This is a genomic window from Bacillus sp. 41-22 (assembly GCF_025809295.1).
GTDB lineage: Bacteria > Bacillota > Bacilli > Bacillales > Bacillaceae_G > Bacillus_A > Bacillus_A mycoides.
On the sequence record NZ_CP084035.1, the window covers coordinates 5,098,445 to 5,124,538 of the forward strand.

14 protein-coding genes are annotated in these 26,094 nt (G+C 36.0%); 6 read left to right on the forward strand and 8 right to left on the reverse strand.

Going from position 1 to position 26,094, the window contains the following annotated elements; all coding sequences use genetic code 11:
• Positions 1-2 precede the first annotated feature (2 nt).
• Positions 3-2,114, reverse strand: coding sequence for a (Fe-S)-binding protein (locus LCF45_RS26275; protein WP_002130078.1), 2,112 nt, complete (start codon positions 2,112-2,114; stop codon positions 3-5).
• 391 nt (positions 2,115-2,505) lie between these two features.
• Between LCF45_RS26275 and cls the strand changes: the two genes are divergently transcribed.
• The 3 genes from cls to LCF45_RS26290 all read left to right on the forward strand — a co-directional run bounded on the left by cls (position 2,506) and on the right by LCF45_RS26290 (position 7,491).
• Complete coding sequence (gene cls, locus LCF45_RS26280; RefSeq protein ID WP_002089773.1) at positions 2,506-3,699, forward strand: cardiolipin synthase; 1,194 nt, start codon at positions 2,506-2,508, stop codon at positions 3,697-3,699.
• 33 nt (positions 3,700-3,732) lie between these two features.
• Positions 3,733-4,686: a UV DNA damage repair endonuclease UvsE gene (gene uvsE, locus LCF45_RS26285; protein WP_002130079.1), complete on the forward strand. Its 954-nt coding sequence runs from the start codon at positions 3,733-3,735 to the stop codon at positions 4,684-4,686.
• A gap of 126 nt (positions 4,687-4,812) precedes the next feature.
• Positions 4,813-7,491, forward strand: coding sequence for a DUF4084 domain-containing protein (locus tag LCF45_RS26290; RefSeq protein ID WP_078203579.1), 2,679 nt, complete (start codon positions 4,813-4,815; stop codon positions 7,489-7,491).
• A gap of 17 nt (positions 7,492-7,508) precedes the next feature.
• On the opposite strand, the gene papR is transcribed toward LCF45_RS26290, so the two are convergent.
• Positions 7,509-7,655 carry a quorum-sensing peptide PapR gene (gene papR, locus LCF45_RS26295; RefSeq protein ID WP_000734740.1) on the reverse strand — a complete coding sequence of 49 codons (147 nt, stop codon included), beginning with the start codon at positions 7,653-7,655 and terminating at the stop codon, positions 7,509-7,511.
• 147 nt (positions 7,656-7,802) lie between these two features.
• On the reverse strand, positions 7,803-8,666 hold the full coding sequence (locus tag LCF45_RS26300; protein WP_002130082.1) for a helix-turn-helix domain-containing protein: 864 nt from the start codon (positions 8,664-8,666) through the stop codon (positions 7,803-7,805).
• 171 nt (positions 8,667-8,837) lie between these two features.
• On the opposite strand from LCF45_RS26300, the gene LCF45_RS26305 reads away from it, so the two are divergent.
• Positions 8,838-10,598 (forward strand): M4 family metallopeptidase, encoded by a 1,761-nt coding sequence (locus LCF45_RS26305; protein ID WP_012262054.1) that lies wholly within the window; start codon positions 8,838-8,840, stop codon positions 10,596-10,598.
• Positions 10,599-10,637: 39 nt separating this feature from the next.
• Here the strand turns inward: LCF45_RS26305 and LCF45_RS26310 are convergent, their stop codons facing one another.
• The 4 genes from LCF45_RS26310 to LCF45_RS26325 are packed head-to-tail and all read right to left on the reverse strand — an operon-like array spanning position 10,638 to position 14,001.
• A complete protein-coding gene (locus tag LCF45_RS26310; RefSeq protein ID WP_002130086.1) occupies positions 10,638-11,240 on the reverse strand; it encodes a response regulator transcription factor in 603 nt (200 codons plus the stop codon).
• Positions 11,237-12,367 (reverse strand): sensor histidine kinase, encoded by a 1,131-nt coding sequence (locus LCF45_RS26315; RefSeq protein ID WP_078203578.1) that lies wholly within the window; start codon positions 12,365-12,367, stop codon positions 11,237-11,239. Before LCF45_RS26315 ends, LCF45_RS26310 begins: the two co-directional genes overlap by 4 nt.
• On the reverse strand, positions 12,368-13,102 hold the full coding sequence (locus tag LCF45_RS26320; protein WP_078203577.1) for an ABC transporter permease: 735 nt from the start codon (positions 13,100-13,102) through the stop codon (positions 12,368-12,370).
• A complete protein-coding gene (locus LCF45_RS26325) occupies positions 13,099-14,001 on the reverse strand; it encodes an ABC transporter ATP-binding protein (protein ID WP_002034877.1) in 903 nt (300 codons plus the stop codon). The genes LCF45_RS26320 and LCF45_RS26325 overlap by 4 nt, the downstream gene beginning before the upstream one ends.
• Positions 14,002-14,158: 157 nt before the next feature.
• Here LCF45_RS26325 and map point away from each other — a divergent pair, with 157 nt between their 5' ends.
• Both map and LCF45_RS26335 read left to right on the forward strand, forming a co-directional pair.
• A complete protein-coding gene (map, locus tag LCF45_RS26330; RefSeq protein WP_016121123.1) occupies positions 14,159-14,953 on the forward strand; it encodes a type I methionyl aminopeptidase in 795 nt (264 codons plus the stop codon).
• Positions 14,954-15,480: 527 nt separating this feature from the next.
• The gene (locus LCF45_RS26335; RefSeq protein ID WP_078203626.1) at positions 15,481-16,878 is read left to right on the forward strand and encodes a M28 family metallopeptidase; all 1,398 of its coding nucleotides are present in this window, start codon (positions 15,481-15,483) and stop codon (positions 16,876-16,878) included.
• A gap of 523 nt (positions 16,879-17,401) precedes the next feature.
• Here LCF45_RS26335 and LCF45_RS26340 read toward each other — a convergent pair.
• The gene (locus tag LCF45_RS26340; RefSeq protein ID WP_263894393.1) at positions 17,402-26,032 is read right to left on the reverse strand and encodes a Cna B-type domain-containing protein; all 8,631 of its coding nucleotides are present in this window, start codon (positions 26,030-26,032) and stop codon (positions 17,402-17,404) included.
• Positions 26,033-26,094: the final 62 nt, after the last annotated feature.

The following is a 26,094-nucleotide window of genomic DNA, read 5'->3' on the forward strand; positions in this document are numbered from 1 at the left end:
AACTACATTGCTTCTTTCTTCTGTCCGATAACTGAGCGTTCTAAAATCTCTGTTACGTCCAAAGTTTGAACTGTTTCTTCAACTTCTTTTGCTTTCGTGCCGTCACTAATCATCGTTAAGCAATACGGGCATCCTGTACCGATAATTGACGGCTGTACAGCTAGCGCTTGTTCTGTACGAGCAACGTTAATACGAGAACCTGTCGTTTCTTCCATCCACATTAGGCCGCCACCCGCACCACAGCACATTCCCGTTTCACGGTTACGCGCCATTTCTACAAGGTTTACACCTGGAATTGCTTTTAGAATATCGCGCGGCGCTTCGTATACTTCGTTGTATCTTCCTAAGTAACAGGAATCATGGTACGTAACTGTCTCTTCAATAGAATGGACAGGTTTTAAACGACCTTCCTTCACCCACTGGGCTAGTAATTCTGTATGATGATAGACTTCTGCTTGTAAGCCAAAGTCCGGGTACTCATTTTTAAAAGTGTTATAAGCATGAGGGTCAATCGTAACGATTTTCTTCACTCCTGCTTTTTCAAATTCTTCAATATTTTTAGTCGCCATTTCCTGGAATACAAATTCATTTCCAAGGCGGCGCGGTGTATCACCAGAGTTCTTTTCCTTATTACCAAGAATTGCGAATGAAATGCCTGCTTCATTCATTAGCTTCGCAAATGATATCGCAATCTTCTGACTGCGATTGTCATACGAACCCATTGATCCGACCCAGAATAAGTATTCAAACTCTTCGCCAGCTTTTGATTTCTCCTTTACAGTTGGAACTGTTACTTCATCGTCACCTTGGCGCCATGTTTCACGCTCTTTACGGTTCAGTCCCCACGGATTACCTTGACGCTCAATGTTTGTCATTGCACGCTGCGCTTCCGCGTCCATTTTTCCTTCTGTTAAAACGAGATAGCGGCGTAAATCAATAATTTTGTCAACATGCTCATTCATAACTGGGCACTGGTCCTCACAGTTACGACACGTTGTACATGCCCAAATCTCTTCTTCTGTAATAACGTCTCCGATTAAACTTGGGTCGTACGCTAGCGCTGTAGCCGCTGATTCTTGTTGTCCTTTTCCAGCTGCCATCATCGCTAACTGATTTCCTTGTGTATTATTAAAAGCAACAACTGGAACCCACGGTGCTTTTGATGTTACCGCTGCTCCTTTATCAGTTAAATGATCACGAAGTTTTAAAATTAAATCCATCGGTGATAACATTTTCCCTGTTCCTGTTGCCGGACACATATTTGTACAACGACCACATTCGACGCAGGAATATAAGTCGATAAGTTGATTTTGTCTAAAGTCTTCAATTTTACCAACACCGAATGTTTCTTGTGTTTCATCTTCAAAATCAATTTTTTCAAGTTTTCCCGGATTTGAAAGACGACCAAAAAACACGTTAACTGGTCCAGCAATTAAATGCGCATGTTTTGATTGTGGAACATAAACTAAAAACGTTAACAAAATTAGTAAATGCACCCACCAAGAGAAATAGAACACTGAAATGGCTACGGTTTCATTTAATCCCGAGAAAACGTAAGCGATTGCAGAAGCGATAGGTTCACTCCATGAAAGCTCCTCGCCGTGCCATATAATTCCCATCCCATTACCAAGTAGCACAGAAATCATTAAGCCACCAATAAAGATAAGAACAAGGCCTGATTTAAAATTACGTTTCAAACGAACAAGCTTTTCAATATAGCGTCTATGAAAAGCCCAAAAGACTGCAATTAAAATAACGAGTGTGACAATTTCCTGGAAGAATGTAAATGCAGGGTATAGTGGTCCAAGTGGAAGATGCGATCCTGGTGCAAGTCCTTTCCAAACGAAGTCAATTGCTCCAAATTGGACAAGAATAAATCCGTAAAAGAACATAACGTGAATGATGCCGCTCTTTTTATCTTTCAGCAGCTTTTTCTGACCGAAAACATTGACCTTAAGAAGATCCCAACGCTCTTTAAAACGACGGTCAAATTCAATCTTTTTTCCTAATTGTATGTAGGCCATCCTTGTTCGTATAAGATATACAAACAAATACCCCGCATAAGCAATAACAGCAATGGCAGCCAGCCAATTAATGATTAGTAAGCTATTCATTTTATGCTACCCCTCTCTTTGTAAGCTCTCTTTCTTTTTTAGAATCTTCGAAAATATATAATTTTCTGAATTATATCCCCTATTCCCATTATATAATGAGTGAGCATTCAGTCAACAGTTTTTTGTTATACAACAACACATTTTTTAATAAAGCTGTTTATTTCGGTGAAACTATAAAGTGAAACTTTAATCAGTAGGGAGCTGTTTATTCCCTACTGATTATTAGCCCTCACCAATCGGGATTTTACGGGCGGTCCGAATCCAAACCAACTTCTTTGCTTTAACCCAATTTCGAGGTGGGAGTCTTACTGCCCGCAAATAGCGGGATACAGTGAAATTTTGATTTGTAAAAAATTGATGGTGAAAAGACCGTGAAGGAGGGAATTTACTTATGTTTTTCTTATCTCTCTTGTTATTAGGCAGCGCTCTCTGGATTACAATCGACCTTTCATATGGGAGAATTGTTCATTTAAAGCGTGTACGTTCTCGTTCTTTCCCTTTACGTCAAAGTGATTTTCGCCTTTATACATACGGAAATGATCTATACGATGCTCTCTTTACTGATATAAAACAAGCTAAACACCATGTGCACGTTTTATTTTTTATTGTAAAAAACGATGATATAAGTCGTACATTTTTAAAGTTACTTATCGATAAAGCACAAGAAGGAATTGAAGTAAGACTTTTACTCGACCGGTTTGGAAGTCATTATTTATCAAAAGAAGCGATTTACTCGCTACAAAAGCATGGTGTCTCTTTTTCATTTTGTCATAAAGTGAAATTTCCTTTTCCTTTCTTTTCTGCAAATCAAAGAAACCATAGAAAAATTACAGTTATTGACGGGAAAATTGGTTATATTGGTGGATTTAACATTGGCGAAGAATATTTAGGGCATAATCAAAGGTTAGGGTTATGGCGAGATTATCATTTACGTCTTACAGGAGAAGGGATACAAGATTTACAAAAACAATTTTTACATGATTGGCTCGACGATACAGACCAAAATTTATTAGATTCATCTCTTTATTTTCCTATGCAACAACCAGGGACCATTCTACATCGTTTCATCCCTACTGATGGTGCCTATTTACAAAATACATTTTTACATTTAATCGAAAGCGCGAAAAAAGAACTCTTTATCGGTACACCATATTTTATTCCTGGAAAAAAAATTATGAATGCATTATTAAAAGCGCGAAAACGTGGGGTTCAAATAACTATTCTCGTTCCACAAAAAGCTGATCACGCCCTCGTTCGAGAAGCAAAATTCCCATATTGCCGAAAGTTAATACAAGCTGGTTGTAATATTTACGCTTTTCAGCAAGGATTTTTCCACGCAAAAATTATTATAGTAGACGATCATACTTGTGATATCGGAACTGCTAATTTCGATATGAGAAGTATATATATTAACCATGAAATCAATTGCCTTTTATACGATAAACATTTCATACAAGAAGTAAAACGTAAATTCGAAGAAGATTTGGAACGCTCCTTATTACTTTCCTTTGAAGATGTCAATCCCCTCTCCATTATCGATAGAGGAAAGGAATGGATAGGAACGATACTCGCGTTCTTTTTATAGAGAAATTTCAAGGGCCAAGGAGGTGCATTACATATGATAATTCGATTTGGATATGTCTCACATGCTACGGCATTATGGGACTGTTCGCCTGCCAAAACAATGACATTTACAAGCTGGAAAAAGCTAAAAAAACAAGAGCGTGAAGATAAATTATATAATGTTACACTGCAAAATCTAGAACACACAATACGCATCCTTCATTACAATATTGCACACGAAATTCCATTATATCGTTTATCATCTTCTATCGTCCCGCTTGCAACACATCCTGAAGTTGAATTTGATTACATTCAAATATTTGCTCCACTATGGCGTAAAATAGGAGCATTAATTCAAGAACACAATTTACGCGTAAGTTTTCACCCAAACCAATTCACACTATTTACAAGCGACAAACCACATATTACAACTAATGCAATTACAGATATGACCTATCATTATAACGTGTTAAATGCTATGGGAATTGCAGATTCTTCCTACATTAATATCCATGTAGGTGGCGCGTATGGAAATAAGGAAAAGGCAATCGAACGTTTTCATGAAAACATACAAAAACTTCCATACCATGTAAAAAGACAAATGACTCTTGAAAATGACGATAAAACATATACAACTTCTGAAACTTTGGCTATTTGTCAAAAAGAGCAAATCCCTTTCGTGTTCGATTATCATCACCACATAGCGAACCTTTGTAATGAACCGCTAGAAGAATTACTTCCTATGATATTTAAAACTTGGTCACATACAAATGTCCTTCCTAAAGTTCATATTTCTTCTCCTAAATCCGTAAAAGAATTTAGGGCTCACGCAAATTATATTGATTTAGAGTTTATTAAACCCTTTTTACACATTACAAAAAAAATTGACCATGATTTCGATATTATGATTGAAAGTAAACAAAAGGATTTAGCACTTCTTCAGTTAATAGATGAAATCTCTTCTATAAGGGGAGTGAAAAGAATAAAAGGCGCAACAATACAATGGTAAATTGTAACGTTGCGCTATTTTTTTCAAAAAGTATTTCTTATAGTAAAAAAGCTCCTGTTTTATATGCTATTATTTAAATTAGCATTTTCCCCCTGTGATTCAACTTTATTGAAACGGAGCCATTATATGATCAATCAAAAAAAATATGTACAATTTGTCATGATGTATATTATTATATTTTCTCTTTGGATATTCCTTATCCCTAAGGACTTGAATATAAAAGAAATTGGAATTCTCTTCTTATTTTGTTTTGCTGCACTCTTTTCTTGCTATTGCTTATATAAAGCAATTAAGAAGATGAAGCACGGTGACAAACTATTTTGGGTTCTAGTACTATGCACTTGTATATGTGGATTAGCTATGGAGATAACTTTATTTCTTCATTCACTTTCTATATATGATCAAGTCATATTCTCATATAAGGCATTGCCTTTCTTCATCATACAATATATTTTGCTCTTTTCTGGCTTTGCTATAAAGTTTATAAAACATTACTCTATTAGAGGCCTTGCTCAATTTTCATTCGATAGCATCTTTATTGTCATTATGAATATTTACTTTACCTTAACCTTTATTTTAGACATTTCAAGCTTTCGTATGTTAACAACAGATACATGGGTTTTAATTGGATATTTCATTGCACAATCATTAGTAATTTACGCCGTTATTAGCTTATATAGAAGAGAACAGTATTCTTCTAGTAGAATCTCATTAATTGTCGGCTTCACTATCATACTTGTTTACGGATATATACACCTGTTCCAGTTAAGATCAGGAATGGAAACTTCTTCTGAAGTCTCTTATTTAATACATACTGCTTCAATTTTATTAATCGGTTTATCGTCCATACTATACATTTTAGATAAACCAATGCAACATGAAACTAAGACTAAATATTATCGATTCGATTATGTACGCTTTATATTACCTTATTTTAGTATAATCATTACTTTTTCCTTTATTGTCATTCAACCTTGGGATGATAAGTTCATGTTAATCGGTCTCGTATTATCACTTATCTTATTATTCCTACGACAACTTTACATGTGGAAAGATAATCAAGTATTAATCGATACGTACGAACAGTTGACTACACAACTAGAAGGTAAAGTTGAAGAAGGCGCATCTGCACTATCAAAAAGTGAACAACGTTATAAATCTTTATTCGAAGATCATCCTGATGCTGTTTTTTCTTTAAATATGAACGGGATTTTTCAACAATCTAATAAGGCTTGTGAAAGTTTATTTACAGCCTATTATTGTGAAGTAACAAGCTATTCTCTTCAACACTTCATTGATCCACAAGATCATGAATTATTGAAGAAATCTTTACAAATTACAAAAGAAGGTAGACCACAAACTCTAGAAATTCGTACAAAAGAAAAAGAAGGCTATTATTATCACCTTCACATTACATTCATCCCTATTTTTATAAATAAAGAAGTTGTTGGGATGTTTGGTATCGCACGTGATATTACAACTTTATATGAAAAACAAAAGCAAGTAGAGCATATGGCTTTCCATGATGCACTTACAGGACTACCGAATCGACGGAAATTCGAAAAAGATTTAAAAACGATTTTAAATCTAGCTCAAAACAACACTAATGACGTTGCGGTTATGTTCCTCGACCTAGATCGATTTAAAAAAATTAACGATCGACTCGGCCATGATGTCGGGGATTTATTATTAATTGAAGTAGCAAAAAGATTACGTGGATGTTTGCGTTCAAAAGATATCGTTGCCCGCCAAGGAGGAGACGAGTTTACAATCTTATTACCAGATATGTACTCTGAAAAAAGTGCTGCTTTTATAGCCGAACAAATTTTAACTATATTAAATAAACCTTACTTCATTAAAGATGAAGAACTTTCTGTTACGCCGAGTATCGGAATTGCAATGTACCCTGACTATGGAACCGATGTAACCGAATTAATGAAAAATGCAGATATGGCTATGTATCGAGCAAAAGCAAATGGAAAAAACAGATTCGTTTTCTTCTCAAAAGAAATGAGTATTGCGCAAAATGAAATACACTTCCTAGAAGGTGAGCTTTCAAAAGCACTACAACAAAATGAATTTTTCCTTGAATACCAGCCACAAGTAAACACAAAAACAAAACAAATTATCGGTTTCGAGGCGTTAATTCGTTGGAAACACCCAAAACTCGGAATTGTATCACCTGCCCAATTCATCCCTCTAGCAGAGGAGACAGGATTTATTATTGAACTTGGTAATTGGATTTTACGTACAGCCTGCTTAGAAGCAAAGAAGTGGCATAACCAAGGGTTTTCTCACTTAAAGGTTGGTGTGAATTTATCTGTTGTTCAATTTAACCGTTCAGATTTAATCCCAACTATTTCAAAAGTCTTGGAAGAAACCGAACTAAAACCGGAAGCACTAGATATTGAGATTACGGAAAGTATCGCGATTAATCAAAATCATTCTGTAATTGCTAAACTAGAAGAACTTCAAAATCTCGGTATTCAAATTTCAATTGATGATTTTGGAACTGGTTATAGTTCTTTAGCTTATTTAACGAAATATCCAATCAATACATTAAAAATTGCTCGAGAATTTATTTGTGGAATTACAAATAGCCCTTTAGAAGAAGCCATTATCGCTTCCATTATTACGCTATCAAAAGAATTAAATTTAGAGGTTATTGCGGAAGGTGTAGAAACAGAAGAACAATGGAAGTTTTTACACGAGCAAAACTGTGACCACATTCAAGGATTCCTCTTTAGCAAACCTGTTTCTAGTAAAGACGTTTGGAGGTTACTCCACAAAAAAACAACCGTCTAAGTAAGACGGTTGTTTTTTTAATGTTCAAATGGTAAATCTGAAGCTAATTGTACCTCTTGATCATTATGAGAAATTACTTGGCTTTTCTCTAAAGCTGTATCTGTTAATGAAATACCCCATGCCATTGCTAACGTTAATAGACTACCAATAAGTAGTTTTTTCATATTCCATCACCCACATCGTTTTCTTTTAATATATCATGAAAATTTATCCACAACTTATGCAATTATGCATACCCATTTTTTGGATATTTAATTACTTTTTGTGGATGCAACTTACAAAATATACCACTATACATATTCCAAATCATTTTAATTTAAATACTTCTTTTTTTTTAATAACGTCTCTTTGTAAGAATGTAAATCTAATAAATCAAAGAAGAAAGACGCTTTTTTATACACTTCTTTAATATCATCTGATGAATACTCTAATTTCTCAAGACACTCGCCCTTTTGATAATACAATTGACCGATTAATTCCATACTTCCCATATACCGAGAAGCTTCAATCGCTTCATTTACTTGATACAATGCCTCTTCAAACTGATCACTCAAATATAAAGCTTTTGCATAATTGTATCGAACCTTAACTGTGAATGCCTCATTATTATGTAGCGATTCTAACCGTTCTAAAATAGCTCGAAATGAAGTTATTGCCCTATCTAATTGATTATTTTCTGCACAAATACTTGCAATAGAATTTTCAATATATAAATTTTGAAATACATCTATCCCTCCGTATGATTGATGTACAATTTTTTTTAACTCTAAAATGCAATATTCAAAATTAATTTTCTGTAAAACATATGCAGATAAGTAATAGTACCAAAGAAGAAACTGATTAAATTCTGGATGAAACTTTTCTTTTTTTAATTCATTTGAAACAATGCTATAAATTTCAGCATATTGTTTCTTCTTACTCAACATTTGAATTCTATCTTTAAATAGCTTTTTCCTCTCAATATCGGAATAAATGAGTACCTCATAAAAATGAATAATGGGAACTTGTAATTTTGCTGCTATACCTTGCAGTATATCCATACTTGGGTATACCGCGCCCGATTCAATTCGGCTCACTTCCGATTGATGACATACATTATCGGAGAGTTGTTTCTGTGTTAATCCTCTCATTACCCTAATTTTCTTTATTTCACTTCCTAATTTTTCTGCGTGCATACTTACTCACCATCCCATTATAACAATCTAATTTTTTTAAGTTGTCATACCACTACAATAATGTGAATTCGACAATTTTTGATATGAAATAATGCATAATATATATAAAATTCGGCAAATTCCTCATACAATTCATCTCACATACACAATACAAGATTAGGAGTGTTATAGATGAATTATAGAAAACTTGCTAGTGCTTTCGTTACATTCGGTCTTCTTTGTCCTTTATCAACAGAAGCTATTCACGCTCAAGAATTAGATAAAAATGAAGTGAAAGTTGAAATTGCTCAGCCTGGTTTAACAATCGGAAAATTAACACAACCTCAAAACGATACAAAAGAGAATATTGCTAAAAAGTATTTAAAAGGTGAGGTAAATGGGGCTAAAGCTCAACAAGAGCAAGTTACTACTGAAAAGAATGTCGATTTTCAACCTACAAATAAAGAAACAAAAGAAAATCAAACCGAATTACGCCTTGCACAAACATACAAAAATTATAAAGTATATGGTCAAGATCTCATTGTAAAAGTAGATAAAAATGGAGTAATTACAACTGTTAGTGGTAAAGTTGCCCAAAATTTAGACCAACAACTTAATCTTACTATAACAAATTTTTTGTCGAAAAATGAAGTAAAATCTAAATTACGCAATATACTTCAAATTCCAAGTGATGCGACAGAAACAGAATTTTCTAGCGAAACGGTAGTTTATAAGAAAAAAGATGGCTACTATACATACGCAACGGTCCTTACATTTACTTATGAAAACAATGAACAAGTTATAAACGGAAATGCAATCATGGACTTACAAACTGGTGAAGTACTTTTCCAAGAAAAGTTTATTAAAAATAAAGAGAATAAAACTATTAATCAAGTAACAGCACCTAAACTATCACCAGCGAAAGAACAAGGAACTGGGAAAAATGCGCTACAAGAAAATGTATTATTTAATATTGCGAAAGGCTCTGATGGAAAATTTTATTTAGCTGATTTATCCCGCGGAAATGGTATTTATATTTACAACGCAAACTACGCTGATTCCCTTGGTGGCGATAGCCAAGCTGGTTATCCAGGGACACTTATTTCAAGCGATAACTCTAACTTCTTAGATAAAGAAGCAGCTGGTGTTATGAAAAATATGAGTGATATTTACGACTATTTTAAGAAAGAACATAATCTGAAAAGTTACGATAATAAAGACTCAAAAGTTGTTGCTAGCGTCCACGGATTTGATTCTACTGAAGTTAGTGATGGTGTAAAAGAAAACTATGTAAATGCATTTTGGCATCCAGGTTGGAATCAAATGGTCTTTGGTGACGGGCTAAATGGAAAATTAACCTCTGCTCTTGACGTAACAGCTCATGAATTTGGACATGCTGTATTTAGTGGTACGACGAAAAATAAAATTGTGCGATATCCAAGTGCTGAAACATCTGCGCTAAATGAAGGTCTAGCAGATTTTTGGGGTACACAAATAGAATATTACGTAAAGAAAGATAAAGGAAATTGGATTATGGGTGATACGTTAGGTGGTCTAACAATTCGTGACATCCCAGGGGAAATTGGTGACGGCGGCAACAAACTATACACAAACTTAAAAGATTTCTATAATGATGGAAATGATCAAGAATCTCACGTGAATTCTGGAATTATCAGCCATGTATTATATCAATTAGCTGAAGGTAAAACGTATAACGGTATATCTGTTCAAAGACAAGGAAATGAAAAAGTAAGTAAAGTTGTTATGCGTGCATTGCAAAACTACGCAACTTCAGCAGAAGATTTTGAATCACTTCAATCTCACATTGTACAAGCTGCAAAAGACTTATATGGTAATATGACAGCAACAGAATTCGAAAAGGCTTTCCAAGCACATGGATATAAGGCTCTAGCAAAAATTAGTAAAGTAGTAGAAGTACAACAAGGAAAATAAGCAAAAAAGAAGTTTACCGATTATAGGTAAACTTCTTTTTCACATCCATCCCTTTTCTTCCGCAATTGTAATTGCCTCAATTCTATTTTTTGCATCGAGCTTCGTTAATACTTCAGAAATGTAATTACGAACTGTGCCAGGTGAAAGATAAAGTGCCTTCGCAATTTCATTTGCAGTCTTTCCTTCTTTCGCAAGTAACAGCACTTCTTTTTCGCGATCCGATAATGGATTTTGCTCTTGCCATAAGCCAAACATTAACTCTTGAGAAATCTCTCGTTTCCCTTTCATTACGTTACGAATTGCCGAAGCTAAATCCTCACTTGGACTATCTTTTAATAAATATCCGTGCACACCAGCTTTCATTGCCCTTTCAAAATAACCAGGACGCGCAAATGTTGTTAAAATCATTACTTTACAAGATGATTTTTCTTTCTTTAAAATTTCAGCAACATCTAAACCACTTTGGATTGGCATTTCAATATCCATAATACTTATATCGGGCTTTAGCGATTCAATTAATTTTAACGCCTCTTCACCATTCGCCGCTTGCCCAACCACTTCAATATCATCTTCTAGATCAAGCAGGGCTCCTAATGCACCACGAAGCATTCGTTGATCTTCTGCAATAATAATTCGAATCATGCCCTCACCTCATCTTTTCCTGTTCTAATTACAATTGGAACTTTCACTGTTAACAGTGTCCCTGGATTAACCGTATCTAGTTCCACGAGACCGTCAATTAAGGCAATTCGTTCCTTCATACCACGAATGCCGTTTCCATTATGATTTCGCTCCTCTAAACCGACGCCATTATCTTCTACTTTTAAAATCAATTCACCTTGTGATTCTAATATAGAAACTGTACATGCCTTTGCCTTACTATGTTTCACGACATTCGTAACAGCTTCACGTAAACACATACCTAAAATATTTTGTTCAATTGGTGATAACGAGCTAGAATTAGCCTCCTGTTTTACTTCTAATTCAATATTGGCAGCTTGCAAAATCGCTTTTATTTGCTCAAGTTCTTCTTCCACTGTAATCATACGCATATCAGAAATTAACTCTCGCAACTGTTTTAAAGCGGTACGAGATGTTTGTGTAATTTCCTTCGCTTCCATACTTGCACGATCTGGATTTTTCACAATTAACTTCTCCACGAGCTGACTTTTCAAAGTAATAAGAGATAATGTGTGTCCTAACGTGTCATGAAGATCTCTTGCAATTCGCTGGCGCTCTTCACGTTTTACTAAGTCTTTAATTTGCTCGTTCGCTTCATTTAATTGATTCTTTAACATCTTTTTTTGATTAAAATTACGCATTCCAAATGGCGTAAGAAGCATTAAAATAAACATCGGAACGATATTCACTAAACTCGGGATTGTTAGTTGATTAACATTTACAAATATAAAAGCTCCAAGCATTACAACTAATAAACATAACAACACACGAAATGCCTTCTTACTTGGCGCAAATCCCATCGCACTCGCCGTAAAATATCCGAACAATATCATGAAGGGATTATAAAATAAAGCAAATGAGAATGTGAGCACCATTTGAATACACGCCCACAAAATGAACGTTTTGTTAACAAAATAAAGTTGACGGTATGTGACGGTGAAGACTATCAACATACCGATCCCTATTACAAGCTTCCATCCTGATACTTGCGTTAAATTATAGATTGGAAATAATAAATACACGAGCCACATATATGGGAAGAAACCCATCTGTTTCGGAAAAACTTCAAACCTCTTCTTCTCTATCATTTATACCGCTTCCTGTCTTTTTCTTATATATATTGATATTACAACAAATATAAGGAAATAACCTCCTAGTACCGCGATATTTTCCCACCCAATCGATTTTCCAGCTACAATGTCCCATGCACCGCTTCCAAAGTGGTATGTTGGTGTCCATTCACCGATAGATCTTAATATTTTCGGGAACACTTCAATTGGCATCCATAACCCGCCAATTACAGCTAGACTCATATTTAAAATATTGGCTAAACCAGCTGCTGCATCCGCCTTCTTAATTGAACCTATTACTGTTCCAAGGGCTAAAAATGGTGTCACGCCTAGTAATAGCCATAATCCTGCACCAATCCATTGGCCTATCGTCAACTCAACATTATTAATTAATATTCCTGCCATAAAAATAACTAAGATTGAAAAAGCATTCACTACTGTTTGAGCAATAATTTTAGCTGCTAAATATGCTCCCTCTGGAAGCGGTGTAATTTTTAACAAATGTGTCCATCCTTGCCCTTTTTCCTGAGAAAGTCTCACACCGAAACTAAAAAGGGCAGTCCCTACAATACTGAAAGTCGCCATTGAAATTAAATAATGTGCTTTCCATGCATCTCCGTTTTGCGGGACTTGAACAACATTTGTAAAGATGTAGTAAAACATAACTGGCATTAATAATGAGAAAAAGATGAATAATTTATTGCGGAACGTACGTAAAACCTCTATTTTACATTGCATCCATAGTGCTCTCATGCGATTTCCCCCTTCTGATTTGCGACAAACTGTTCAAATGCTTCATCGAGACTTCCACGTTCAACTGAAATATCTGTTACAGGTAAGTTCTTTTGATAAATTGCTTGTAACGTGGCATCGGTATCCTCCGTTGTTAAAATAATCCGCCCTTCATTTGACTGTACTCCTGTTACATTCGGCAATTCCTTTAGCAGGCCCGTAGGGATACTTTCTTTTGAATAAAACGAGATCGTTTTTCGAGAAATCGTCGCTTTCATTTCATCCGGCGTACCATCTGCGATAATTTTTCCGTTTGCGAATAATAAAATACGGTCCGCTAACGCATCTGCTTCTTCTAAATAGTGCGTCGTTAAAATAATCGTTTTCCCTTCACTTGCTAACTTTCGAATCGTTTCCCAAAACACTTTTCGAGACGTAATGTCCATCCCTACAGTTGGTTCATCTAAAAATAATAAATCTGGATTTCCCGCAAGTGCGAGTGCAAAATTCAACCTTCTCTTTTGACCACCTGATAACTTTTCACATCTTTGCTTTCGCTCTGATTCTAAATTCGATAGCTGAAGTAATGTTTCTTTCGCTACTGGATTCGTATAATAACTACGGAATAACTCAATTGCCTCTTCTACTGTGATGCTGTCAATAACGCTTACTTCTTGCAACATCGCACCGAGGCTATTACGAACATCTCTATGCTTCGGGCTCTTTCCAAATATCGAAACATTCCCTTCTGTCGGATCTTTTAATCCGAGCATCATTGAAATTGTCGTTGTTTTCCCCGCACCATTTGGGCCGAGTAATGCTACTATTTGCCCTTTATTTACATGAAATGAAACGTTATTTACTGCTTTTTTATGTTTAAATGTTTTAGAAACACCATTTACTTCAATAATCTTTTCCATCTCTCCACCCCCGCCATTTCTTATATTTACATTGTATGCGTTGGAAAAGTTAGGAAACAGTATGATGCGTCATGACATCCATATGACAATTGTCATGTATTCTTTATGAGAGGAATCAGCCTGCATACCGCATGCGAGTAGCAGTACAAAAACAAACATGATACAATCGGATAAGACATATATTCGAGGAAGGACAGTGGTTTTCATGATTATTCGTAATGAACAAGATTTAGAAGGTTTACGAAAAATCGGCCGCATCGTTGCACTTGCACGCGAAGAAATGAAAAAACAAGCGAAGCCAGGTATGACAACGAAAGAGCTTGATTTAATTGGTAAAAAAGTATTAGACGAGAACGGTGCTATTTCAGCGCCTGAAAAAGAATATAAATTCCCAGGTGTAACTTGCATTAGTGTAAACGAAGAAGTTGCTCACGGTATTCCAAGCGATCGCGTATTAAAAGAAGGCGATTTAGTAAACGTAGACGTATCGGCAGCACTTGACGGATATTATGCAGATACAGGTATCTCATTTGTTCTTGGTGACGATGAAGAAAAAGAAAAACTTTGCCAAGCAGCAGTAGACTCATTTTGGGAAGCAATGAAAAAAGTAAAAGCTGGCTCAAAACAAAATCAAATTGGTCGTGCTGTTTCTAACTTTGCACATAAAAGTGGATATAACGTTATTCAAAACTTAACTGGTCACGGTATTGGTCTTAGCTTACACGAAGCTCCAAACCACATCTTAAGCTACTATGATCCAATGGATAATGCGCTTCTAAAAGACGGTCTTGTTATCGCTGTAGAACCATTCATCTCTATGAAAGCTGATCATATCATTGAGCGCGGTGATGATGGTTGGACATTCGTTACACCAGATAAAAGCCTTGTTGCACAATGTGAACATACAGTTGTCGTCACTCGTGGCGAGCCAATTATTTTAACTCAACTATAATCAAAAATAGCCGTTTTGTAGATTCCTTCTACTAAAGCGGCTGTTTTTGATTATGTAACATCCCCATAAACAGAAAGCTTATAAAAATAAAAAGGTGATACATCAAAGTATCACCTTTTTAACGGGGTGAGGCTGTCCAAAAGTACGGAAAACTCTTGAACAGCCTCGTATTTTCATATGGATGCCTTACATATATCACTGATGATAATTATGAAATGCGGAAACATAGTTATCATCACATGATTCAAACAAAAGAAAAGAAATCCTATAACGGATCTCTTTTCCCTACATAATCTAAAGTTTGGGTACACTAGATTCATGCAATGTAGGAGCCTTCCAAACAGAAAGCGATCCTTCATTTAAAATGATAGCATACATACATCCGCTAAAAATATGCAAATGTACATATAGCGTTTTTTATTTCTCAACATATATTTATTGAAAATTCAAATATATAAAGGTAAAATATAGTCGTTATCCGTCTTCTTTTGTCAGTCAGAGAGAATAGAAGAATGGGAGAGGAAAAAATGAGAAAATTACTGAAACAAAAAATAGTAAGCTCCTTGCTTGCTGTATCACTCGCCGTTAGCTTAGCTCCAATCGGGCAAGCAAAAGCTGATTCCACGTCAGAAATTACACAGACTCCACCTATTACAAAACAAGTTGATGCAAACCGCGCCATCGAGCATATCCGTTTCTTATCCGAAACAATCGGTCCCCGTCCGGGTGGTACAAAATCAGAAGAATGGGCTTCTCGCTATGTTGGTATGAAGCTTAAATCAATGGGATATGAAGTAGAGTATCAGCCCTTTCAAGTGCCGGATCAATACGTTGGATTTATCGAATCACCATTAGGGACAAAGCGTAATTGGCAAGCTGGTGCTGCTCCAAATGCACTAATTTCTACAGAAGCTGTTACAGCTCCACTTATCTTTGTTCAAGGTGGTACAAAATTAGACGATATTCCAAATGAGGTAAACGGAAAAATTGTTTTATTCGAAAGAGGTGCAACAGTAGCAGATTATAATAAACAGGTTGAAAATGCTGTTAGTAAAGGGGCAAAAGGTGTTCTTTTATACAGCTTAATTGGCGGACGCGGAAACTATGGACAAACTTTCAATCCTCGCTTAACTAAAAAACAGGCTATCCCTGTCTTCGGTCTTGCTTATGCTCAAGGAAATGCATTTAAAGAAGAAATCGCTAAAAAAGAGACAACAATTCTTTCCCTAAAAGCGAGACATGAATCTAATTTAACATCCTTAAATGTCATCGCTAAAAAGAAACCAAAAAATAGTACAGGTAATGAAGAGGCCGTCGTTGTAAGTTCACACTACGATAGTGTCGTTGGAGCACCTGGGGCAAATGATAATGCTTCTGGTACAGGATTAGTATTAGAACTGGCTCGTACTTTTCAAAATGTAGAAACTGATAAAGAAATTCGTTTTATTGCTTTTGGTTCTGAGGAAACTGGCTTACTTGGCTCTGATTATTATGTTAATAGTCTGTCCCAAAAGGAACGTGATCGAATTTTAGGTGTCTTTAACGCAGACATGGTTGCAACAAATTATGATAAAGCAAAAAATTTATATGCTATGACTCCTGATGGTTCTACAAACCTTGTAACAGATGCTGCCTTACAAGCAGGTAAACAATTAAATAATAACCTCGTTCTTCAAGGAAAATTTGGCTCTAGTGATCACGTACCATTTGCTGAAGTGGGTATCCCTTCTGCACTATTTATTTGGATGGGCGTCGATAGTTGGAATCCATTAATCTATCATATCGAAAAGGTATATCACACGCCTCAAGATAACGTATTTGAGAACATTTCACCAGAACGTATGAAAATGGCATTAGAGGTCATTGGTACAGGTGTCTATAATAGCCTTCAACCTACCGTGAAAACAGGACAAAAAGCCGCTTAACACTATTTCAAGCTACCGATTAATCGGTAGCTTTTTATTAAGGAAAAATAAATATGTAAAAAGGCATATTTATTACATGGCATTACCATATAGAATAAAAAATTCAAATATATGCATAATAACATATTTATTACACAACTTATCATGTATAATAAAAATTGCAATATACTCATAATAAAATATCCATTACATGGTACTACCATGTAGAATAAAAATTGTAATAATAGTGAGTACATCTAATAAAGAGGCTCTTCCATTATGAAAAAATTATTCTTGCAGTTTTATTATCGCTTTAGAGCCGCTTATCTCTATGAAAGCTGACCATATTATTGGGCCGCTGATTGAGTCCAACTTGAAACTGTTCTCTTTTTTCTATAAAAAAAACCCTTCAGGTTGCATTCTTCCCTTCACTTTATCGTGAAGTGTTTTTGAATACTTACCTAAAGGGAGCAATATCAATAGTAATTTTTTAATTTATCTGCTACTCAGATTACGATGTAATCAATAATCTAAAGCTTTTTTATTATTCTATTCGCTGACGAGCGAATAGAATTCCACCTAAAAGGAACAATACCATACCTCCAAGAATTGAAATCATTTCTGCTGATGTTCCTCCTGTGTTAGGAAGTAATGTTGGCTTATCATTTTCTTTATTAGGTGGAACTTTTGAATCGCTATTTTTGTCTGTATTTGTGTTTGGATCTGTGCTTGGATCTTTTGGATCTGTGCTTGGATCTTTTGGATCTACACCTGGTTCGTCCTTGATTTTTGTATTCGTGATGTCATAACCATTTACTTCGGATTTGTATCCCGCTACTGGTTGTTCTTTCACTTCATACTTGTACGCCTTACCTTCAGCATCATATGCTGCTAAATCTTTAAATTCATATTTCCAATCACTTTCTGTACTCACTTCTTGTGTTGCGATTACTTGGCCACTTTGTAGTAAGTCTACTTTAATCATTGAAGGACGTTCTTTCGCATTATCGTCTTTCCACGTTTTCGTTCCTTCTACTTTTGTTTGACCAACCTTTGTATTCGTGATGTCATAACCATGTACTTCTGTTTGATATCCGTCTACTGCTTGTTCTTTCACTTCATACTTGTATGCTTTTCCGTCTGCATCATATGCTGCTAAATCTTTAAATTCATATTTCCAGCCTGTTGCTTTGCTTACTTCTTGCGTCGCAATCACTTTACCGCTTTGTAGTAAGTCTACTTTAATTGCTTTCGGACGATCTTTCGCATTATCGTCTTTCCACATTTTTGTTCCTTCTACTTTTGTTTGGCTTACTTTTGTATTCGTGATGTCATATCCTTTGACTTCGGATTGATATCCATCTACTGGTTGCTCTTTCACTTCATACTTATATGCTTTTCCTTCAGCATCATATGCCACTAAATCTGTAAACACATATTTCCATTCGCTTGCTGCGCTCACTTCTTGTGTTGCGATTACTTGGCCATTTTGTAGTAAGTCTACTTTAATCATTGAAGGACGATCTTTCGCATTATCGTCTTTCCATGTCTTCGTTCCTTCTACTTTTGTTTGGCCTACTTTTGTATTTGTGATGTCATTACCTTTGACTTTTGATTGATATCCGTCTACTGCTTGTTCTTTCACTTCATACTTGTAAGCTACACCATTCTCATCATATGCTGCTAAATCTTTAAACGCATATTTCCATTCGCTTGCTGCGCTCACTTCTTGTGTTGCGATTACTTGGCCATTTTGTAGTAAGTCTACTTTGATCATTGAAGGACGATCTTTCGCATTATCGTCTTTCCATGTCTTCGTTCCTTCTACTTCTGTTTGGCCTACTTTTGTATTTGTGATGTCATTACCGTTTACCTTAGATTTGTATCCGTCTACCGGTTGTTCTTTCACTTTATACTCGTAAGCTACACCGTTTGTATCGTATGCTTGTAGGTTTTCAAATGTGTACTTCCAATTTGTTGCTGCTGTTACTTCTTTTGTGTTTACTACTTTACCATTTTGTAGTAAGTCTACTTTAATTGCTTTCGGACGATCTGTTGCGTTGTTATCGTTCCAAGTCTTTGTTCCTTCTACTTTCGTTTCGCCTACTTTTGTATTTGTGATGTCATATCCTTTGACTGCGGATTGATATCCATCTACTGCTTGTTCTTTCACTTCATACTTATATGCCTTACCTTCAGCATCGTATGCCGCTAAATCTTTGAATTCATATTTCCAGCCTGTCACTTCTGTTACTTCTTGTGTTGCGATTACTTGGCCATTTTGTAGTAAGTCTACTTTAATCATCGTCGGACGATCTTTCGCATTATCGTCTTTCCACGTTTTCGTTCCTTCTACTTTTGTTTGACCAACTTTAGTATTCGTGATGTCATAACCATGTACTCCTGTTTGATATCCGTCTACTGCTTGTTCTTTTACTTCATACTTGTATGCTACTCCGTTTGCATCGTATGCTTGTAGGTTTTCAAATGTGTACTTCCAATTTGTTGCTTTGCTTACTTCTTTTGTGTCTACTACTTTACCATTTTGTAGTAAATCTACTTTAATCATTGTTGGACGATCTTTCGCATTATCGTCTTTCCATGTTTTCGTTCCTTCTACTTTCGTCTTGCTTACTTTTGTATTCGTAATGTCATATCCTTTGACTGCGGATTGATATCCGTCTACTGGTTGTTCTTTTACTTCATACTTATATGCCTTACCTTCGGCATCGTATGCCACTAAATCTGTAAACGCATATTTCCATTCGCTTGCTGCGCTTACTTCTTTTGTATCGATTACCTTGCCATTTTGTAGTAGGTCGACTTTGATTGTTTCTGGACGCCCTTCACCGTTTCCGTCCTTCCATACCTTCGTTCCTTCTACTTTTGTTTGACCAATCTTTGTATTCGTGATGTCATAACCTTTCACTTCGGATTTGTATCCGTCGATTGGTTGTTCTTTCACTTCATACTTGTATGCCTTACCTTCGGCATCATATGCCGCTAAATCTTTGTATTCGTATTTCCAGCCTGTTGCTTTACTTACTTCTTGCGTCGCAATCACTGTACCATTTTGTAGTAGGTCTACTTTAATCATTTCCGGACGATCTTTCGCATTATCGTCTTTCCATGTTTTCGTTCCTTCTACTTTTGTTTTGCCAACCTTTGTATTCGTGATGTCATAACCTTTTACTTCTGTTTGATATCCGTCTACTGCTTGTTCTTTCACTTCATACTTATATGCCTTGCCTTCGGCATCGTATGCCGCTAAATCTGTAAACGCATATTTCCATTCGCTTGCTGCGCTTACTTCTTTTGTATCGATTACCTTGCCATTCTGTAGTAGGTCGACTTTGATTGTTTCTGGACGCCCTTCACCGTTTCCATCCTTCCACACCTTCGTTCCTTCTACTTTTGTTTGACCAACCTTTGTATTCGTGATGTCATAACCTTTTACTTCTGTTTGATATCCGTCTACTGCTTGTTCTTTCACTTCATACTTGTATGCCTTACCTTCGGCATCATATGCCGCTAAATCTTTGAATTCATATTTCCAACCGCTTGCTTCTGTTACTTCTTGTGTTGCGATTACTTGGCCATTTTGTAGTAAGTCTACTTTAATCATATTTGGACGATCTTTCGCATTATCGTCTTTCCACGTTTTCGTTCCTTCTACTTTTGTTTGACCAACTTTAGTATTCGTGATGTCATAACCATGTACTTCTGTTTGATATCCGTCTACTGCTTGTTCTTTCACTTCATACTTATATGCCTTGCCTTCGGCATCGTATGCCGCTAAATCTTTGAATTCATACTTCCAATCTTTTTCCGCTGTTACTTCTTGCGTTGCGATTACTTGGCCATTTTGTAGTAAGTCTACTTTAATCATATTCGGACGATTTTTCGCATTATCGTCTTTCCATGTTTTCGTTCCTTCTACTTTTGTTTGCGCCACTTTTGTATTTGTAATGTCATAACCTTTTACTTCGGATTGATATCCGTCTACTGGTTGCTCTTTTACTTCATACTTATATGCCTTACCTTCGGCATCATATGCCGCTAAATCTGTAAACGCATATTTCCATTCGCTTGCTGCGCTTACTTCTTTTGTATCGATTACCTTGCCATTTTGTAGTAAGTCTACTTTAATCATCGTCAGACGTTCTGATGAATTATCGTCTTTCCATGTTTTCGTTCCTTCTACTTTTGTTTTGCCAACCTTTGTATTCGTGATGTCATAACCTTTTACTTCGGATTGATATCCGTCTACTGCTTGTTCTTTTACTTCATACTTATATGCCTTACCTTCGGCATCATATGCCGCTAAATCTGTAAACGCATATTTCCATTCGCTTGCTGCGCTTACTTCTTGTGTTGCGATTACTTGGCCATTTTGTAGTAAGTCTACTTTAATCATATTTGGACGATCTTTCGCATTATCGTCTTTCCACGTTTTCGTTCCTTCTACTTTTGTTTGACCGACTTTAGTATTCGTGATGTCATAACCTTTTACTTCTGTTTGATATCCGTCTACTGCTTGTTCTTTTACTTCATACTTATATGCCTTACCTTCGGCATCATATGCCGCTAAATCTGTAAACGCATATTTCCATTCGCTTGCTGCGCTTACTTCTTTTGTATCGATTACCTTGCCATTTTGTAGTAAGTCTACTTTAATCATATTCGGACGATCTTTCGCATTATCGTCTTTCCATGTTTTCGTTCCTTCTACTTTTGTTTGACCTACTTTTGTATTTGTAATGTCATAACCTTTTACTTTGGATTGATATCCATCTATCCCTTGTTCTTTTACTTCATACTTATATGCCTTGCCTTCGGCATCGTATGCCGCTAAATCTTTGAATTCATACTTCCAACCGCTTGCTTCTGTTACTTCTTGTGTTGCGATTACTTGGCCATTTTGTAGTAAGTCTACTTTAATCATCGTCGGACGATCTTTCGCATTATCGTCTTTCCACGTTTTCGTTCCTTCTACTTTTGTTTGACCAACTTTAGTATTCGTGATGTCATAACCTTTTACTTCTGTTTGATATCCGTCTACTGCTTGTTCTTTCACTTCATACTTATATGCCTTACCTTCGGCATCGTATGCCGCTAAATCTTTGAATTCATACTTCCAACCTTTTTCCGCTGTTACTTCTTGCGTTGCGATTACTTGGCCATTTTGTAGTAAGTCTACTTTAATCATATTCGGACGATTTTTCGCATTATCGTCTTTCCATGTTTTCGTTCCTTCTACTTTTGTTTGCGCCACTTTTGTATTTGTAATGTCATAACCTTTTACTTCGGATTGATATCCGTCTACTGGTTGCTCTTTTACTTCATACTTATATGCCTTACCTTCGGCATCATATGCCGCTAAATCTGTAAACGCATATTTCCATTCGCTTGCTGCGCTCACTTCTTTTGTATCGATTAACTTGCCATTTTGTAGTAGGTCTACTTTGATTGTTTCTGGACGCCCTTCACCGTTTCCGTCCTTCCATACCTTCGTTCCTTCTACTTTTGTTTGACCAACCTTTGTATTCGTGATGTCATAACCTTTGACTTCTGTTCGATATCCGTCTACTGCTTGTTCTTTCACTTCATACTTGTATGCCTTACCTTCGGCATCATATGCCGCTAAATCTTTGAATTCATATTTCCAACCTTTTTCCGCTGTTACTTCTTGCGTTGCGATTACTTGGCCATTTTGTAGTAAGTCTACTTTAATCATCGTCGGACGATCTTTCGCATTATCATCCTTCCACGTTTTCGTTCCTTCTACTTTTGTTTTGCCTACTTTTGTATTCGTGATGTCATTACCGTTTACTTCCGATTGATATCCGTCTACTGCTTGTTCTTTCACTTTATACTCGTAAGCTACTCCGTTTGCATCGTATGCTTGTAGGTTTTCAAATGTGTACTTCCAATTTGTTACTTCTGTTACTTCTTTTGTGTCTACTACTTTACCATTTTGTAGTAAGTCTACTTTAATCATCGTCGGACGATCTTTCGCATTATCATCCTTCCACGTTTTCGTTCCTTCTACTTTCGTTTCGCCTACTTTTGTATTTGTGATGTCATTACCTTTGACTTCCGATTTATATCCATCTACTGTTTGTTCTTTCACTTTATACTCGTAAGCTACTCCGTTTGCATCGTATGCTTGTAGGTTTTCAAATGTGTACTTCCAATTTGTTGCTTCTGTTACTTCTTTTGTGTCTACTACTTTACCGTTTTGTAGTAAATCTACTTTAATCATCGTCGGACGATCTGTTGCGTTGTTATCGTTCCAAGTCTTTGTTCCTTCTACTTTCGTTTCGCCTACTTTTGTATTCGTGATGTCATAACTGCTTACGCTAGATTTATATCCCGCAATCGGTTGTTCTTTCACTTCATACTGATAAGCTACTCCATTCGCATCGTATGCTTCTAAATCTGCAAATATATATTTCCAACCCATTACTGCTAGTACATCTTGTGTTTTGATTACGTTACCGTTTTGTAGTAAGTCTACTTTGATCATTGCCGGACGGTCTATTGCATTTCCGTCTTTCCACGTCTTTGTTCCTTCTACTGTCAATTTTGCTACTTTTGTGTTTGTAATGTTGTAGCCATTTACTTCCGATTTGTATCCCGCTACTGGATGCTCTTTTACTGTGTACGTATAAGGAACACCATTTGCATCATATCGTGCTAAGTCTGCAAATGTATAATTCCAACTGGTTGCTTCTGTTACATCTTGTGTTTGAATTACATTGCCATTTTGCAATAAGTCTACTTTGATTGTTGTTGGTCGATCTGATGCATTGTTGTCATTCCAAGTTTTCGTTCCTGCTACTGTTGTTTTTGCATCTTTTGTATTCGTAATGTCATATCCTTTTACTTCGGATTGATATCCATCTACTGCTTGTTCTTTCACTTCATACTTGTACGCTTTTCCTTCGGCATCATATGCCGCTAAATCTTTGAATTCATACTTCCAACCGCTTGCTTCTGTTACTTCTTGCGTTGCGATTACTTTATCGTTTTGTAGTAAGTCTACTTTGATTGTTTTCGGACGATCCGGTGAATTGTTATCCTTCCACGTTTTCGTTCCTTCTACTTTTGTTTGACCTACTTTTGTATTTGTAATGTCATAACCTTTTACTTCGTATTGATATCCGTCTACTGCTTGTTCTTTCACTTCATACTTGTATGCCTTACCTTCGGCATCGTATGCCGCTAAATCTTTGAATTCATATTTCCAACCTGTTGCTTCTGTTACTTCTTGTGTTGCGATTACTTGGCCATTTTGTAGTAAGTCTACTTTAATCATCGTCGGACGATCTTTCGCATTATCATCCTTCCACGTTTTCGTTCCTTCTACTTTCGTCTTGCCTACTTTTGTATTCGTGATGTCATAACCTTTTACTTCTGTTTGATATCCATCTACTGCTTGTTCTTTCACTTCATACTTATATGCCTTACCTTCGGCATCATATGCCGCTAAATCTTTGAACTCATACTTCCAACCGCTTGCTTCTGTTACTTCTTGCGTTGCGATTACTTGGCCATTTTGTAGTAAGTCTACTTTAATCATATTCGGACGATTTTCCGCATTTCCGTCCTTCCATGTTTTCGTTCCTTCTACTTTGGTTGTTTGTACCACTTTTGTATTTGTAATGTCATAACCATTTACTTCTGTTGTGTATCCATCTATCGGTTGTTCTTTTACTTCATACTTGTACGCCACTCCATTTGCATCATAGACTGCTAGGTTGTCAAATTTGTATTTCCAACCATCTGCCGCTGTTACTTCTTTTGTGTCTACTATTTTCTCATTTTGTAGTAATTCTACTTTGATTGAACTTGGACGATCTTTCTCGTTATCGCCTTTCCACATCTTCGTTCCTGAAACAGATGTAGTTTTCACTTTATTTGGAATATCCAGTTCGACTCCATTTTCATCATCTGATTTTATTTCAAACTCTACTTTTTTCTGAGGATCGAAATCAATATAGTCTGGAGCTGAAACCTCTTGTACATAATATTTACCTGGTGATAATTGAGGAGTTTCAACTATCCCTTTTTCATTTGTTTTATATTCGCCCCCAACTTGTTCACCAGACTCTTTATACAACTTAAACGAAACATTCGGAATTACTTTTTCTTTATTTCCTTCAATATGTTTAACAATTTTCAGCTTTCCTTTTGGAACCTTGTTACCAGTAGCACCACCACCAGCTGTCATATTTTCGACTGGATGAGTACCCGATTCAGTAACTGGTTCTTTGTTTAGGACTTGGTAATCAATCGTATAATCATTCTTAAAAAACTCTTGCTTCTTCCCAGCTTCCGTTATAGTAGATGTATAACCAATCGTAAAGGCAGCAAGACGTGCTTTATCCTTATTAAGCATAACTTTAAATGATCTGTCTCCAGTAAAGGTAATCGTTCCGTAACCTTGCTTTTCAAACTCTTGTAGCGTTAAAGATCGACGACCTAGATAATCATCTACACTTATATAGAAACTATCCTTATTAAGTGTTTGACCTTCCTGTAAATTATCAGTCACAACAATATCACGACTTAACTCTTCTTTATTTAAATTTATATTCAAGAACCAACGTACTTCATTGTCCTTACCTGAGTTCATATCACCAGTTTTATAAAAAAACGGTGGCTTTCCAGGATCTGTGCCACCACCACTACTTGGACCGGTAATTGTTACAGACTGCTTATCTACAGTTGTACCAAAATTAGTTTCAATCTCTTTCTTTTGATCCGTTCCTACATTAGTAGCTTCCACGAAAAAGTTTAAATACCCTTGAATATTTTCATATGTATCCACTTTATCATTAAATGTACATACCACAGTACCTGCTATAACTTTACAAGTACCATAGTCATTTAATAGAAACTCGCTATTTAATCCTTTTAACTCTGGAGGCAGTGTTAATGTTAGTGTGTCTCCAGGCTTCAGCCTAAGTCCATCTTTTTCACTGAAGTTTACAGTTACTTTAGTCCTTTCTGTGGTACTTAGATTTGTTTTACCAATCTGAAAACTATCCACAAGTCCTGCTGTGTTTAGCTCTTGTGCATTTGCTACTATAGGTAAAAGACTTTGACCTATAGTAAACATAAAAATCATTATAATCGAAAAAATCGAAGTAACTCTTTTTAAATACATATTTTATGTTATCCTCCTATAAAATTAAAAATAGATAGATCCTGGTACAAGCATACTATGAC

Excerpts from the sequence above, each read along its gene's own strand:
- LCF45_RS26315 (WP_078203578.1), bottom strand. The coding sequence starts at position 12,367 with ATGATAGAGAAGAAGAGGTTTGAAGTTTTTCCGAAACAGATGGGTTTC.
- LCF45_RS26305 (WP_012262054.1), top strand. The coding sequence starts at position 8,838 with ATGAATTATAGAAAACTTGCTAGTGCTTTCGTTACATTCGGTCTTCTT.
- LCF45_RS26335 (WP_078203626.1), top strand. The coding sequence starts at position 15,481 with ATGAGAAAATTACTGAAACAAAAAATAGTAAGCTCCTTGCTTGCTGTA.
- papR (WP_000734740.1), bottom strand. The coding sequence starts at position 7,655 with ATGAAAAAACTACTTATTGGTAGTCTATTAACGTTAGCAATGGCATGG.
- LCF45_RS26320 (WP_078203577.1), bottom strand. The coding sequence starts at position 13,102 with ATGAGAGCACTATGGATGCAATGTAAAATAGAGGTTTTACGTACGTTC.
- LCF45_RS26290 (WP_078203579.1), top strand. The coding sequence starts at position 4,813 with ATGATCAATCAAAAAAAATATGTACAATTTGTCATGATGTATATTATT.
- LCF45_RS26275 (WP_002130078.1), bottom strand. The coding sequence starts at position 2,114 with ATGAATAGCTTACTAATCATTAATTGGCTGGCTGCCATTGCTGTTATT.
- LCF45_RS26300 (WP_002130082.1), bottom strand. The coding sequence starts at position 8,666 with ATGCACGCAGAAAAATTAGGAAGTGAAATAAAGAAAATTAGGGTAATG.
- LCF45_RS26310 (WP_002130086.1), bottom strand. The coding sequence starts at position 11,240 with ATGATTCGAATTATTATTGCAGAAGATCAACGAATGCTTCGTGGTGCA.
- LCF45_RS26325 (WP_002034877.1), bottom strand. The coding sequence starts at position 14,001 with ATGGAAAAGATTATTGAAGTAAATGGTGTTTCTAAAACATTTAAACAT.
- cls (WP_002089773.1), top strand. The coding sequence starts at position 2,506 with ATGTTTTTCTTATCTCTCTTGTTATTAGGCAGCGCTCTCTGGATTACA.
- LCF45_RS26340 (WP_263894393.1), bottom strand. The coding sequence starts at position 26,032 with ATGTATTTAAAAAGAGTTACTTCGATTTTTTCGATTATAATGATTTTT.
- map (WP_016121123.1), top strand. The coding sequence starts at position 14,159 with ATGATACAATCGGATAAGACATATATTCGAGGAAGGACAGTGGTTTTC.
- uvsE (WP_002130079.1), top strand. The coding sequence starts at position 3,733 with ATGATAATTCGATTTGGATATGTCTCACATGCTACGGCATTATGGGAC.